Annotated in this window: 13 protein-coding genes and 1 pseudogene; 8 read left to right on the top strand and 6 right to left on the bottom strand. The window is 37.4% G+C overall.

The annotated features are described in order from the left end of the window. On the top strand, nt 1-1,529 hold a 1,529-nt coding region (locus tag K9V48_RS17045), incomplete at its 5' end, for an IS200/IS605 family accessory protein TnpB-related protein (RefSeq protein ID WP_224140230.1). A 595-nt stretch (nt 1,530-2,124) separates the two neighbouring features. On the opposite strand, the gene K9V48_RS17040 is transcribed toward K9V48_RS17045, so the two are convergent. The 3 genes and pseudogenes from K9V48_RS17040 to K9V48_RS17030 all read right to left on the bottom strand — a co-directional run. Next, nucleotides 2,125-3,015, bottom strand: coding sequence for a ClpXP adapter SpxH family protein (locus K9V48_RS17040; protein ID WP_224140229.1), 891 nt, complete (start codon nt 3,013-3,015; stop codon nt 2,125-2,127). After that, on the bottom strand, nt 2,999-3,424 hold the full coding sequence (locus tag K9V48_RS17035) for a globin domain-containing protein (RefSeq protein WP_224140227.1): 426 nt from the start codon (nt 3,422-3,424) through the stop codon (nt 2,999-3,001). The genes K9V48_RS17040 and K9V48_RS17035 overlap by 17 nt, the downstream gene beginning before the upstream one ends. 231 nt (nt 3,425-3,655) lie before the next feature. After that, a pseudogene (locus K9V48_RS17030) lies at nt 3,656-3,745 on the bottom strand (recombinase family protein); the annotation flags it as partial. A gap of 320 nt (nt 3,746-4,065) precedes the next feature. Between K9V48_RS17030 and K9V48_RS17025 the strand changes: the two are divergent. From K9V48_RS17025 to K9V48_RS17015, 3 genes are all read left to right on the top strand, one after another. Beyond that, complete coding sequence (locus K9V48_RS17025) at nt 4,066-5,475, top strand: DHA2 family efflux MFS transporter permease subunit (RefSeq protein WP_224140233.1); 1,410 nt, start codon at nt 4,066-4,068, stop codon at nt 5,473-5,475. Nucleotides 5,476-5,542: 67 nt separating this feature from the next. Continuing rightward, nucleotides 5,543-5,980, top strand: coding sequence for a universal stress protein (locus K9V48_RS17020; protein ID WP_224140225.1), 438 nt, complete (start codon nt 5,543-5,545; stop codon nt 5,978-5,980). A 209-nt stretch (nt 5,981-6,189) separates the two neighbouring features. Then, entirely contained in the window at nt 6,190-6,756 is a 567-nt protein-coding gene (locus K9V48_RS17015; RefSeq protein WP_224140224.1) for a TetR/AcrR family transcriptional regulator, read from the top strand. An 862-nt stretch (nt 6,757-7,618) separates the two neighbouring features. Here K9V48_RS17015 and K9V48_RS17010 read toward each other — a convergent pair. Genes K9V48_RS17010 through K9V48_RS17000 form a run of 3 tightly spaced genes read right to left on the bottom strand, consistent with a single transcriptional unit; the run spans nt 7,619 to nt 9,984 of the window. Next, nucleotides 7,619-8,068, bottom strand: coding sequence for a PaaI family thioesterase (locus K9V48_RS17010; RefSeq protein ID WP_224140222.1), 450 nt, complete (start codon nt 8,066-8,068; stop codon nt 7,619-7,621). Between the two features lie 15 nt (nt 8,069-8,083). After that, nucleotides 8,084-9,634, bottom strand: a complete 1,551-nt coding sequence (locus K9V48_RS17005) for a solute symporter family protein (RefSeq protein ID WP_224140221.1) — start codon at nt 9,632-9,634, stop codon at nt 8,084-8,086. After that, nucleotides 9,631-9,984 carry a DUF485 domain-containing protein gene (locus K9V48_RS17000; protein ID WP_224140219.1) on the bottom strand — a complete coding sequence of 118 codons (354 nt, stop codon included), beginning with the start codon at nt 9,982-9,984 and terminating at the stop codon, nt 9,631-9,633. The genes K9V48_RS17005 and K9V48_RS17000 overlap by 4 nt, the downstream gene beginning before the upstream one ends. A 258-nt stretch (nt 9,985-10,242) precedes the next feature. Here K9V48_RS17000 and K9V48_RS16995 point away from each other — a divergent pair, with 258 nt between their 5' ends. The 4 genes from K9V48_RS16995 to paaA all read left to right on the top strand — a co-directional run bounded on the left by K9V48_RS16995 (nt 10,243) and on the right by paaA (nt 13,940). Further along, nucleotides 10,243-11,571, top strand: coding sequence for a phenylacetate--CoA ligase family protein (locus tag K9V48_RS16995; protein ID WP_224140218.1), 1,329 nt, complete (start codon nt 10,243-10,245; stop codon nt 11,569-11,571). Between the two features lie 14 nt (nt 11,572-11,585). Next, nucleotides 11,586-12,602 (top strand): NAD(P)/FAD-dependent oxidoreductase, encoded by a 1,017-nt coding sequence (locus K9V48_RS16990; protein WP_224140217.1) that lies wholly within the window; start codon nt 11,586-11,588, stop codon nt 12,600-12,602. Between the two features lie 19 nt (nt 12,603-12,621). Then, nucleotides 12,622-12,861, top strand: coding sequence for a ferredoxin (locus K9V48_RS16985; RefSeq protein WP_224140216.1), 240 nt, complete (start codon nt 12,622-12,624; stop codon nt 12,859-12,861). Nucleotides 12,862-12,983: 122 nt separating this feature from the next. Next, nucleotides 12,984-13,940, top strand: coding sequence for a 1,2-phenylacetyl-CoA epoxidase subunit PaaA (gene paaA / locus K9V48_RS16980; RefSeq protein ID WP_224140215.1), 957 nt, complete (start codon nt 12,984-12,986; stop codon nt 13,938-13,940). Nucleotides 13,941-13,949 lie beyond the last annotated feature (9 nt).

Raw genomic sequence — 13,949 nt, 5'->3', positions numbered from 1 at the left:
AAAATCGTTTTGAAATGAACGATTATTACACAAATTCAGTTGTTCAGGAAGCAAATGCTTTGATGAAATCTCAAAGTGAACTTAAGAAAATGTACATTTCTACGAAAGAAGAACAAATCAAATCCGTCAAAAAGAAAATCAAATCGACAAAGAGTAGAGTAACCACTTTAACAAAAATCAAACACTCGTTCATCAAAGGAAAACCATCCTTCAATAAAACCTCTTGTGAACAACAAAAAGGAAACTTTTTTGTCGTGGAGTTCAAAAAGAAAACGGATATTTACTATCATGCATATCAATTTGAACATCACTATTTAGATGTCCAAATAAAAGCTCTTAAGGACCGTTTAGGTAGATTAGAATTCCGTTTAGATCGACTTCAGAAACAACTTAAAACGTTAAAAAATAATGAAAAAAGTGTGATTTTTGGTGGCAAAAAGCTGTTCAAAGGACAGCACACCTTACATCATTATCGAAATAACCATGAACTGTGGTTAGAGGATTGGGAACAATCTCGTTACAGTAAAATGACAATTAGTGGTCGTAAGGACGCAAAGTATGGGAATTTTGTCTTTATGTATGTTTCAGAGGCAAAAAATCTCCATTTCACCACTCTAAACGGTGTGGCAGTTGAAATACCGAATCTTGTCTTTCCTTATGGGCAAGAAGACGTTGAAAAAGTCATTCAAACACAAGTAGATAAGCCATCTAATTTGAAAAAGGAACATGGAGATGCAATTGCTTGGTCTGTTGAGGATCACGGTGAGTATTACATATTTAAATGCATATTGGATATTCCTGAAAAGGAAAACATAAACCACAGTAAATCTGATGGTGTAGTTGGTGTGGATTTGAATGTGGACCACATCGCCTGGTCCAACATGAATGTGAAGGGTCAATTGATTAAATCGGGTGTATTTGAGTTCGATTTAGAGGGAAAATCATCGGGTCAAGCAACAAAAATGATTGAAGCAGAAGCGATACGATTAGTAGATTTAGCTGGTAAACTCAATAAACCGATTGTGATTGAAAAGTTAAACACAACGAAATCGAAAGGATCAAATCCATACGGGAATAAAAAGGCGAATAAGAAAATGTCCATGTTTGCTTATCGTAAGCTTATTTCAACAATAACAAACCGTGCGAACAAAATGGGTGTGGCTGTATGTGAAGTAAATCCGGCCTATACAAGTCAAATCGGTAAAATCAAATCTATGAAGCGATTTGGTATTAGTATTCACCAAGCAGCTTCTTATGTCATTGCGAGAAGAGTAATGGGATTCAAAGAAAAGCTTCCACCAGTGTTGCATTCCCTACTACCAGAGAAGATAGTAGGTCTACATCATTGGGCGCAATGGAAGTGGGTTTCAAGATGCCTATCTGACGTACATACCCATTGTTTGTATCAGATAGAACTTTCTATTCCTAGCAAGCATTACTCGATGAGTGATCTTTTTCCTCCAGGGGCTCTCCCAGACTTGGTGGGAAAAGGTTTGTCTAAGAAAGAAAGTAGAAAACCCATTGCCTAGTTGAACGGGCAATGGTCTACTAAGTCACTTAGTAAGTCCTTTATAGGAATCCCCTTCCTCAAAAATTAGGTAGAATTTTAGGTGGGGGTAGTTCAATGTATTTGTGAGGGAGCTCCTTGATTATTCAAGAAAAGGGTGCCATCATGCAACATGAATTGCTTGGTATTAAGGTAGAGGTCATATTAAAGTTATTCCATAATTGGCGCGATCGTGGAGCAACACAGGTAGAAAAATGATTAAACTTTTTTATAAAACCAAAACTTAAATTTGCTAGATAAGAATCCATTTTGATCAATATTTTTTTGAAAATGGATTCTTTTTATTTATCGTAAAATGCTAGCTTGTGAGGTGCATTTGCCCAAGAAGCACAACACATCAATAAATAACGTAAAAGGGCTGACTCCAAAAATAGAGTCAGTCCTTTCATAATAATATCAGAATTTATAAGTTTTGGCTTCGAGAATTAGTCCAGCTGCCCTTCTTAGGTCTACAGCCACGCATGAATAGAAGGCAAAGTACGCCTTCTATTCATGCGCGTCTTATGTCTGTCGGGACTGATCAAGGCACTTCCGCTTTTCTTTTAAACTTTGTACACTTAGCAGTTACTTCCCCCGATATATCTCCAAAATGTACCGTGCTTCGCTTGGACTCTTTCAACTGTTTGTGAAAGGACAAGTTTTTTTAATTCCTTTTCTACCTCTGAAATCGTCATATTATAGACAGTGGCAATTTCAGCGGAAGCAACGAATTGGAAATGCTGTAAAAAGATTTTTAACGGTGGTGTATGTGATGGTTTTATATCCTCACCAATCATTTCCTTTAATACATGTACGTACATATCATAAGAATAATAGCCTGTTATTTTAATACCCTCTTCATCTACATCATGGCTGAAAAATGCAAGTGTCGGTATTTCGTGTACATCCATTTCTGATGTGATTTTTAAATCACATTGTAAGGCATTTGATGCACTTTGAGAATGGAGATCTACTTTAAATTCTAAAACGTCCAAGCCAATAATTTCTGCGATTGAAATTAACATTTCTTCATCTGAAATGTTTTGGCTCTCGATGAATAGCATTTCTTGTAACTTACGTAAATAACGAAGACCTGCTTTTCTGCCTTGTAGTTCAGCAGATTTAATTGCTAGCGATGCAATAAATGGCGTTGATAAGGAAAGTTCCATCCATACATTTCCATCACATGACATGCCGGTTCGACTAGCTGTTTTTTCCCAAGCCTGTGCAAGCTTTTCAGGCCTTTTTCTCTTCGTGATATTCAATGTTGCTAGGCGACCACTAATCACATGCTTTAGTGTGAATAATCGTCCATATTCAATTTGTAGTTTTTTAATAATGGGCTCTAACGCCCAACATTCAGGGCAGAGAGGGTCGATGAACATATAGATTTCTAAAGGCTTTTTTGGATGCCCACTACAATGAGAGAAAAAGAGGGAAGTATCCTTTTTCTCACGATTGTTTATCATAGTTTTTAACCTCTTTCTGTACATTGTCAACATCTGCAGTATTCACCATATGATGCGCAGTAAGTTGAAGACGATGTAGAAGAAAATCCTTTAATTCATCCTCTAATTCAACTTCCTTCATCGCTTCCTTCATGCAACTAATCCATGCATTCGCTCTAGCTGGAGTAATTGGAAACGGAAGATGTCTAGCTCTTAACATAGGATGTCCGTGTTCTTCAGTGTAAACTTGAGGTCCTCCTAAGTACTGCGTCAAAAATTGCTTTTGTTTTCGTGCTGTTTCCGTTAAATCATCTGGAAAGATTGGAAACAGTAAAGGATGCTTTTGTACCTTTCCATAAAAGGAATCAACAAGCCGCGAAAGAGTTTTTTCACCTATCGCTTCATATGGTGTTATGTTTTGGTTCGTCATGTTGATAACTCCTTTATAGTGTTTTGCTTAAATTAGTGTATCTATTATAAATTCCATTAGTACGAATAGAGAATGACTTCTGCAAAAAAATAGTTACATTGAACTACCAATGTATATTTATTTTATCAAGGGTTATAGTTTATCTCAAATAAACCGCTCGGACGACGTTAATAATTTAGTCTTATTATATGTTAAAGGCAGGTTTGTATGAGGGAAAAGGTGCTGGATTCTTTTGAAATCATCGCACTGTTTTGTAATGACTTTACCTTCCTGTGTATACTCGACAATCATATCTCTTTCAAATACAACAAAAACACTCATTTTTAAATTTCTGTAAAAAATATCTTGAATTATAGAAAATTTTTTTGATATATTTAAACAGACTGGTTGGTATGTGGGGTGTGCCACGGAAATGGATAGAAAATCGCTGATAATCGAAATCACGACAAATTTTTTTCAACAGAAAGGATATAATGACGGCTTCAATCGAGGGTGGAATGATGCTTTGTTTAACCCAAAAAAGTGAACCACTAAAAATTATTTCGCAGGGATTACCAAATTTATTAAAGGAGTTCGAATAAGTGAATACACAAATTAAATCAGAATCGATAACGAAACAACAAATCAAAACAGGCCCGATAATGGCTGCTCTTTTAGTCGCAGGCTTTGTCGGACTTTTTAGTGAAACGGCATTAAATATTGCTTTTACAGAATTAAGTCAAATATTTAGTGTTGATGCAACAACGATTCAGTGGTTAGCAACAGGCTATTTCTTAACACTAGGTATTTTAATACCAGTAACAGGTATTTTGATGCAAAAATTCACCACACGTCAAATGTTTCTGACTTCTGTCCTACTCCTCCTTATAGGGACCATTTTAGCCGCAATATCACCTACATTTGGATTTGTATTGACGGGACGTGTTATTCAAGCAGCAGGATTAGCGATTAATTTACCTTTAACACAAAATGTTATTTTTGCGATCTATCCACCACATAAACGTGGTGCCGCTATGGGGATTATGGGCTTAGTTATGTTAGCTGGTCCAGCATTAGGCCCAACATTAGCAGGACTTATTTTAGACACCTTATCATGGCAGTGGATTTTCTGGTTAACCACACCTTTCTTACTGTTTTCTCTTATCTTTGGGATCAAGTTTTTGCCGAATGTGAACGAAGTACGTAACGTTTCAATTGATGCCTTATCGGTTATTCTTTCAACCATTGGATTCGGTGGTATTGTGTACGGATTTAGTGTATCTGGTGCCGGCTGGACGAGTGCACCGGTTCTTGGATCTATCATTGTTGGACTTATTGCAGTCATTCTTTTTGCGATTCGTCAAATGAAAATGGAGACTCCTATGCTGAATTTACGAGCATTTAAATATCCAATGTTCATTCTTGGAGCCGTTATGAGCTTTATCACGTTCTTCAGTATGTTATCAATGCTTGTTATTTTACCAATGTATATGCAAATGGCTTTAGTCATTGCCGCGTTTACAACAGGTCTTATCCTTTTACCAGGTAGCTTACTGAACTGTGTATTAGCTCCAACCATTGGTCGTTTATTTGACAAATATGGTCCGAAAGCGGTGATTACACCGGGAACGATTTTAGTAGCTATTAGTTATTTAATCTATGCCCAATTTGGTACAGAGACAGCATTATGGATGGTTGTAATCACTCATATTGTCATGATGCTAGGTATCGGGGCAGTGCTTGCTTCCACACAAACAAACACGTTAAATTCGCTTCCTAAACAGTATTATCCAGATGGAATTGCGATCACTCAAACGATCCAACAAGTAGCCGGTGCGGTTGGTATTGCCGTCATGGTATCGCTTTTATCATCAAAACAAGGTAGTTACTTAGCAACTGGAAGTGAATTGCCACAAGCGGTAGCAGAGGGATCATCATTTGTGTTTACAATCGCTTTAGTATTATCGGTCATTAATTTTGTATTGTCTTTATTTATGAAAAAAACAGTCCCAGCTGATGTAAAAGTAACATCTCCTGTGAAGGCAACTGAACTTGTACAAGACAGAGTGTAGAATTTCCATTACTAGCATTTTTTAGAGATAAACAGCTTTCAAATTATGTTAAAAGGAGACTAGACAGATGGCAAATCATTATAAAAATATTGTAGTGGCTGTAGACGGTTCAAAAGAAGCTGAATACGCATTTCGTAAATCAATCGATGTTGCGAAGCGTAACGAAGGTTCAATCTTAAACATAGTAAACGTAATCGATACTCGTTCATTCGAAGCTTACGAACTTTCAAGTGTTGAGCGTGCACAGCAGCGATCAGAGGAACTTTTAAATGGCTACAAGGAGCAGGCTGAGGTTGAAGGTATTGAAAACGTAAAGGTAGTAATCGAACACGGATCTCCACGAAATATCATCACGAAAGAGCTTGCTAACTTAGTCGAGGCTGAGTTAATTATCTGTGGTGCTACGGGGTTAAATGCGGTTGAACGTTTCTTAATTGGTTCTGTATCTGAAGCAATCGTACGTTCAGCTAATTGTGATGTTTTAGTTATCCGTACACCTGAGTGATTGTCTTACCCTTAATTGAAAATACGTCATTAATGATAAGATAGAACAAACTCAATTATATCAATCCTTGTTTAAAACGATTTCTATCAACTATGCCAAGAGTACCCCTTCTTCAAAAACAAATGTTTTAAGGAGGAGGAATTGGCGGTTTTTAATTGTTTTCTTCTTTGGTATAGTAGCAAGAAGGATTGGTATGAAGGGGGTGTACGATGAAAATGGATACAAAATCGCTGATAATCGATATTGCGACAACTCTTTTCCAGAAAAAAGGATATTTAGGCGTAGGATTAAACGAAATCTTAAAAGAATGTAACATGTCAAAAGGCTCGCTCTATCACCACTTTCCAAATGGAAAAGAAGAATTACTTATCGCTTGTCTTCATTCATTGGATGAAACGATTACAACGCATATGAAAGAGATATTCCGGGATTATCCAACTACTCAAATAGCTACACAAGCGATGATCGAGAAATTGGTCATTAAATTTGAGCAAGAAGGGATGATTATTGGTTATACAATTAGCAGCATCGTTAGTGAAATGGGAGCATTAAGTGAAGCGGTCAGAAATGCCTGTGCTCTCTCTTTTACAAGGATTCAAGAGATTTATTTGAATAAGTTGGTGGAAGATGGGTTTTCAGAAGAAAAGGCTCATTCAATTTCTTTAATGCTGACGGCTTCAATTGAGGGTGGAATTATGCTTTGTTTAGCTAAAAAAACAAGTGAACCACTAAAAATAATTTCGCAGGGATTACCCAATTTATTCAGGGAGCTTTAATAAGTAAATAACCAAATCAAAGCAGGCCCGATAATGACTGCTTTTTTAGTAGCAGGATTTTTTGGGTTTTTTTTGTGAAACGGTATTAAATATTGCCTTCGGAGAATTAAATCAATAAAGGTAATGTTTTTTTGCTATTTTCTTAACTTGATAGCTATGAGGACAGCCTCTTATTGTTGTCCTGAAATCAATCATTCTAACGGAATTTTAATTATATTAAAATAATGAAAAAAATTGACGTTTACGAACGTGTTTAGAAGCGAAAATGAATGTGTCCCTTTTGTTGTTCCTTGAATTAGTGCTAATCCGATAGTTTAAAAAATCTGTTTATATGCATTGTTTACTGCAAAAAGCATTTTTTTTATACAAATTAAAACTTATTAAATGAAGAGATAGAGTTCAAAAATTTTCAAAGCAATACAAGGGACTTTGCACCCGAACCAAAAATTAAGAGTACACCCAATATGTCTAAGACTTAAAGATTAGAACTCTGCCATCTTTTTAATAGTAACGTTTTTTTGTATTAATATTTTCTAAACAGGTTAGCTTAGAATCAAGCACTTTATGATATAATTTCAGGAGAATATAATTAAAATATTTGAAAAAATATAATTATTTGTAAATTTTTAATATACAGCAGAAGAATTGAAGGGGCTTTTTCGTAGGATAAGAAAGTATAAATTTTTTTGACTAAGTTTTCGTGTCCAGCTCCAGCGCCTAGGCACTCAGGAATTGAAGGCAAAGAACACCTTCTATTCCTGAGTGCCTTATGCTATGCCTGAGGCTGATCAAGGCGCTGGCGCTTTTCTTATCAAAAAAAAAAACCGGACAAATCAATTGATTTGTCCGATTTAAAAAAGCTTTATTTATCCTGGTTAACAAAATAATGACTCTTTCGGTATACCATGGCTTCCATTGTTGCGATTAATTCATTTTCATTTTGCACATCGATTTTGTACCAAGCAAGTTTGTGGTTTTTCTTTATTTCTTTTGCCTTTGCGGTTAAAGTCTCGCCACGATTACCGGCTGATATAAAGTTAACATTCGTTGTGACGCCAACGGCTGTTTTACCATAGGAGTTACTCGCCGCGGCAAATACGTAATCAGCAAGTGAAAAGATAATTGCCCCGTGAACCGTTCCGTGCGCATTAAGCATGCGGTCATCTGGAATTAATTCTGCTTCCGCTGTGCCAAGTCCGAGTTTGGTTAGCTTCATACCGAGAAAAGAAGCGAAGGGCTCGTCTTTTAAAACTTGCTTAATTTCATCGTAATGTAACTCGTGAATGACGTGATCATCTAATTGAATAGTCATAGGAATCTCCTTTTCTTAATGATTTTTTGCTGAGCTTATACCATATCCAGTGTTTGCTTTGAATAGTACTTCCGCAAATGTACTTTCGTCTGTCTTTGTTTTAGACAATACTGTACCTAAATATGCACCGATAAAACCAAGTGGCACAGTAAAAATAGTTGGATTGCTCATTGTGAAGATTGGATCTCCTGTGAAAATTCCTACTCCAGGCTGCGGGTTCCATACATTAGGGCTAAGCATAACTAATACAAGTGAGCTGATTAACCCAACCAACATGCCGGTGATTGCTCCAGTTGCATTAAAGCGTTTCCAGTAAATTGTGCAAAGAATGACTGGTAAGTTGGCGCTAGCCGCGATACCTAGTGCAAGGACTGAAAGGAAAGCAACATTTAGCGATTGTGCGAACAATGCGAGCACGATTGAAATAGCTGCTACACTAACTGAAGCAATACGAGCTACAAGAACTTGCTGTTTTTCGGACATTTTTCCGTCTTTGATAATTTCTCCATAAATGTCGTGAGCGAAAGCGGATGCTGACGTTAAAACTAGACCAGATACTACTGCTAGAATAGTAGCAAATGCAATGGCTGAAACGAAAGCGAATAAAAATTCACCGCCGACGGTTAATGCGAGAAGCGGTGCGGCCATGTTTCCGGCAGAGTTTGCTTCAACTATACGGTCAAAGCCGACAAAAGAAGCAGCACCGAATCCAAGGAAAATGGTCATAATAAAAAATGCGCCAATAAACCAAGTTGAATAGACAACAGATTTTCTTGCTGTCGCTGCATCTTTTACAGTAAAGAAGCGGACAAGCAAATGCGGTAGCCCTGCTGCACCAAGGACAAGTGACATATTAAGTGAAATCATATCAAGTCCATCTGTGTATTTATTACCTGGATTTAAGAAGTTATTTCCTAGCGGTGTTGCAGTCTGAACGTGATGAAACATTTCTGCGATATTAAAATTAAAGCGCGAAAATACAATAAACGTTAAGATAGTAGATCCGCCTAGTAAAAGTGCGGCTTTCGTGATTTGAACCCAGCTTGTCGCTCTCATTCCACCAAAAATAACGTAAATTGTCATTAATATTCCGACGAGAAGAACAGAAAGACCGTAATCAATGCCGAGTAGCAGTTTTATCAATCCACCTGCACCGACAAGCTGAGCAATCATATAAAAAATAGAAATGACGAGAGTGTTCGCTGCTGCGACCCCACGTACCTTTTTTGACTTAAAGCGTGCGGAAATCATATCGGCAAGCGTGTATTTTCCAAGGTTACGAAGCGGCTCAGAAACAAGGTATAACAAGACGAGAAACGCAACTAGATTACCAATGCTCATGTAAAAGCCGTCGAATCCAATTAGCGCAATTGCCCCAGTAATCCCAAGGAAGGAAGCAGCGGACATAAAATCACCAGCTACGGCTAGTCCATTTTGCCATGCAGTCAATCCGCCACCAGCTGTATAAAAGTCGCTAGCGTTATTTGTTTTTTTAGAAGAATAGTATGTTATTGTAAGCGTTAACAAAATAATACCTAAAAAAAGTGTAAGAGATAACGGGCTCATTCTTCAATCTCCTTTCGATATGTAGTTAAGATGTTTTGGGCTAACTTGTCATACTTTTCTGACTTTTTTAAGTATACAAGACCAAAGACCCAAACGACAATAAATTGAAGAAGTGCGTATACCCAAGCCCATGTGATATTGAAAAAGGCTTCTCCGTTTAATATATCTGTGTAAGCAGCTAAAACTGGTAAAACAAAATAAAAAACAAGAAAGAAAGTAGTGACAGGGACAATAAATCTTTTTTTCCTTTGAAGCAAATCCTTGAATTCCACAGTTTCAATCAATTGACGATACGACTTGTTCTCAACTTGTTCTTTGGTTAAATTGTTCGTTTTTACTTGTAATTCCATAATATCCCCCTGTTCGTAATACGTTTTTAAAACGGAAGTGACATAAAATGATATATCACTCTCGATAAAACTATCACAAACCAAATGGTATGTAAATATTAAATTGTATTAATTTTCAGAATATTTTATTCAAATTACAACGAAACCATATTGACAACATAGAAATGTCGTATTAATCTAAAATTACATTACTGATTTTTTTGTCTTCGTTTTAAAATCGTTATAAAAATGCAAAAACAATTGAGGGGGACTGAAACAATGTATAATCCAGAAGTTGAAACAGCTAATCGTGCAGAAATGGAAAAGTTACAGCTAACACGTCTTCAAAAAACGGTAGAAAATGTATTTGAGAATGTACCATTTTACAAAGAGAAGTTTGATGATCTTGGTATTAGACCAGAAGATATTCAACAGTTAAGCGATGTGACAAAACTTCCATTTACAAAAAAGCAAAATTTGCGTGATCAATATCCATTCGGTCTATTTGCAGTTCCTTTGGATGAGGTAACTCGTATTCATGGATCATCTGGAACGAGCGGGAAGCCGACAATTGTAGGTTATACAAAAAATGATATTGAAAACTGGTCAGTCATTGTTGCTCGTGCAATTGTCACTGCTGGCGGAAGGAAGTCTGATATTTTTCATAATGCTTATGGCTATGGATTATTTACAGGTGGGATGGGCCTCCATTACGGAGCAGAGAAGTTAGGCGCTGCAACTGTACCAATTTCAGGCGGAAACACCGAGCGGCAAATTACAATAATTAATGATTTTAAGCCGAGGGGAATTTGTGGCACGCCATCTTATATTCTAAATATTGCTGAAAAGATGGAAGAAATGGGGATGGACCCTAATGAAAATGGAATCGAATATGGTATTTTTGGAGCCGAGCCTTGGTCCGAAGAAATGAGAGCAACACTTGAAAAGAAACTAAAATTGAAAGCGGTTGATATTTACGGGTTAAGTGAAATTATGGGACCTGGTGTTGCGATAGAATGTCATGAGGCACAGGATGGACTACATATTGCGGAGGATCACTTCTTGGTTGAAGTTATTAATCCAGATACACTTGAACAGGTAGAAGATGGAGTAGTTGGGGAACTTGTGTTTACTAGCTTAACAAAGGAAGCGTTACCAATTATTCGTTATCGCACAGGAGATCTTGCTACTATTACTAGAGAAAAATGTAAATGCGGACGTACGACAACAAGAATGTCCCGAATAATCGGTCGAACAGATGACATGATTATCGTCAGAGGTGTCAACGTTTTTCCATCTGAAATTGAGCGAGCATTATTGCAAGTGGAAGGACTCGTTCCTCATTATCAGATTCACCTTGTTAAGAAAGGCACGATGGATAGTGTTGAATTGCATGTGGAAATTGAAAGCGGTTTCTATGATAGAGTTGGCGGGGACTTAACACATGTCGATGTTCATAAATTGAAGAAAACGGTCCAGCACCATATGAAGACTACCTGTCTAGTTACAATGGATATCGTTGTTAACATTCCAAAAGGTATTCCGCGTTCTGAAGGAAAAGCGATTCGTATTGTTGATAAGCGAAACAGTGCTGTGATGAGTCTATAAATGGAGGAGATAAAATGAATAAACAAAATAACCTAGTTGATGTAACGATTATTGGCGGCGGGCCAATTGGACTCTTTACAGCATTTTATGGCGGTATGAGACAAATGACGGTCAAAATAATTGAAAGCTTACCGCAACTCGGCGGACAGTTGGCTGCATTATATCCAGAAAAATTTATTTATGATGTTGCAGGCTTTCCGAAAGTACGTGCCCAGGAATTGGTGGATAGTTTAATAGAGCAAATGAACGAATTTGAACAGGAGATCTGTCTGGAGGAGTCGGTTGAAACAATCGAAAAGCAGGAAAATGGAATCTTTAAGCTGACAACAAACAAAGACATTCATTTTACAAAGACGATCATTATTACAGCGGGTAATGGTGCATTTCAGCCAAGAAAATTAAAAATTGAAACAGAAGAAAAGTTTGAGGGGAAAAATCTTCATTATTTTGTGAATGACTTAAATTCGTTTAGCGGCAAAGATGTTGTTGTGTTTGGTGGCGGTGATTCAGCTGTTGATTGGGCTCTAATGTTGGAGCCTATTGCTAAAAATGTATCGATTGCACACCGACGTGATAAATTTCGCGCACATGAACATAGTGTTGAACGTTTAACAAAATCAGCGGTTAACGTTATGACACCGTATATCCCTGTTGAATTACGAGGAGAAGAAAACATTGAATATGTCGTACTCGAGAATGTGAAAAATGGTGAGGAGACGATCCAAAAGGTAGATTCAGTTATGGTGAACTATGGATTTATCTCATCCTTGGGGCCAATCAAAGACTGGGGACTTAAAATTGAAAAAAATTCGATAGTCATTAACTCTAAAATGGAAACGAACATTCCTGGCATTTATGCAGCGGGAGATATTTGTACGTACGACGGAAAAGTAAAGCTTATTGCAAGTGGATTTGGGGAGGCGCCAACCGCGATAAGCAATGCAAAAGTATATATTGACCCAGATTCAAAAGTTCAGCCGCTTCATAGTACAAGTTTAATGGAGGAAAAGAAAGAACACATCTTGAAATAAAAAATAGGAGGATGGCGGTATGGCGAAATATACAATTGTAAATCAAGAAACGTGTATAGCATGTGGTGCATGTGGAGCGACAGCACCGGAAATTTTTGATTATAACGATGAGGGGTTTGCATTTGTTCTTCTCGATGGGAATAATGGAACAGCAATAGTATCAGAAGATTTGCATGATGATCTAGAAGATGCAATGGATGGCTGCCCGACAGAATCAATTCTAGTGGAGTCGTCACCGTTTAAAGTACCAGTTGAATAGATAAAAGTACTACCATTGCTTTTTATTATTAAAAAATGACGGAAAATTCTTGCTTTTTATATAACAATAAAATATAATAACGTTAAATAAACGTTATATTAAAACAAAGGGGAGGATTTGGAATGAGCGTTCTTTTAGCGGAAATGACAGAACAAGAGAAGATGGAACAATTTGTCGCTAGGATTGAGAATGGAGAGAAAATTGAAGCTGATGATTGGATGCCGGATGAATATCGGAATACATTAATCAAATTAATTTCCATGCACGGCATAAGCGAAATTATGGGAGCGCTTCCTGAAAAGGAGTGGGTGCCGAAAGCTCCGACCTTGCATAGAAAGCTCGGAATCATGGCAAAGGTTCAAGACGAAATGGGACACGGACAATTATTACTTCGTGTAGCGGAAGACTTATTGAAACCATATGGCAAAAAGCGGGACGATTTGATGCAAGATCTTTTTTCTGGAAACCTAAAGTTTCATAACGTTTTCCACATGGAAACGAAATCGTGGGGAGATGCAGGGTTGATCGGTTGGCTAGTTGACGGAGCAGCTATTATTACGCAAACAGATATGCTTGGTGCCTCGTACGGTCCATATGCCCGTGCATTACAGAGAATTTGTGCAGAAGAAGTTTTTCACGCTCAACACGGGGAAGCAATCATAATGGCGCTGGCTGAAGGTACAGATGAACAGAGACAAATGGTTCAAGACTCGATTAATTATTGGTGGGAATCACTGTTACTTTTCTTCGGTCCACCAAGCAAAAATGAAATGGGTGTCTCGAAACAAGATGTGACCTTAAAATACCGAATCAGAACGGGAACGAATGAAGGGTTACGTCAAGCCTTCTTTAGTAAATATATTAAGCGGATTCACTCACTTGGTTTTACTATTCCGGATGAAACACTACGATTCGATGAAGAAACGGAAAAATGGATTTATCAACAGCCTGACTGGAACAAATTGAAGCAGATTGCTAGAAATGAAGGACCTCGTTCACAGGCACGATTGAATCTGAGAAGAATTTCTTACACAACTAACCAATGGGTACGTGAAGCATTAGCGCCGAAAGTCATTTAAGGGAGGGAA

It is taken from the genome of Metabacillus rhizolycopersici, assembly GCF_020075705.1.
Note: the sequence above shows the minus strand (reverse complement) of the source record. Positions and strands in the feature narration are given on the sequence as shown.

What these genes read in the sequence shown, in the direction of transcription:
- K9V48_RS17040 (WP_224140229.1), bottom strand. Translation starts at nt 3,015, where the DNA reads ATGATAAACAATCGTGAGAAAAAGGATACTTCCCTCTTTTTCTCTCAT.
- K9V48_RS17035 (WP_224140227.1), bottom strand. Translation starts at nt 3,424, where the DNA reads ATGACGAACCAAAACATAACACCATATGAAGCGATAGGTGAAAAAACT.
- K9V48_RS17025 (WP_224140233.1), top strand. Translation starts at nt 4,066, where the DNA reads ATGGCTGCTCTTTTAGTCGCAGGCTTTGTCGGACTTTTTAGTGAAACG.
- K9V48_RS17020 (WP_224140225.1), top strand. Translation starts at nt 5,543, where the DNA reads ATGGCAAATCATTATAAAAATATTGTAGTGGCTGTAGACGGTTCAAAA.
- K9V48_RS17015 (WP_224140224.1), top strand. Translation starts at nt 6,190, where the DNA reads ATGAAAATGGATACAAAATCGCTGATAATCGATATTGCGACAACTCTT.
- K9V48_RS17010 (WP_224140222.1), bottom strand. Translation starts at nt 8,068, where the DNA reads ATGACTATTCAATTAGATGATCACGTCATTCACGAGTTACATTACGAT.
- K9V48_RS17005 (WP_224140221.1), bottom strand. Translation starts at nt 9,634, where the DNA reads ATGAGCCCGTTATCTCTTACACTTTTTTTAGGTATTATTTTGTTAACG.
- K9V48_RS17000 (WP_224140219.1), bottom strand. Translation starts at nt 9,984, where the DNA reads ATGGAATTACAAGTAAAAACGAACAATTTAACCAAAGAACAAGTTGAG.
- K9V48_RS16995 (WP_224140218.1), top strand. Translation starts at nt 10,243, where the DNA reads ATGTATAATCCAGAAGTTGAAACAGCTAATCGTGCAGAAATGGAAAAG.
- K9V48_RS16990 (WP_224140217.1), top strand. Translation starts at nt 11,586, where the DNA reads ATGAATAAACAAAATAACCTAGTTGATGTAACGATTATTGGCGGCGGG.
- K9V48_RS16985 (WP_224140216.1), top strand. Translation starts at nt 12,622, where the DNA reads ATGGCGAAATATACAATTGTAAATCAAGAAACGTGTATAGCATGTGGT.
- paaA (WP_224140215.1), top strand. Translation starts at nt 12,984, where the DNA reads ATGAGCGTTCTTTTAGCGGAAATGACAGAACAAGAGAAGATGGAACAA.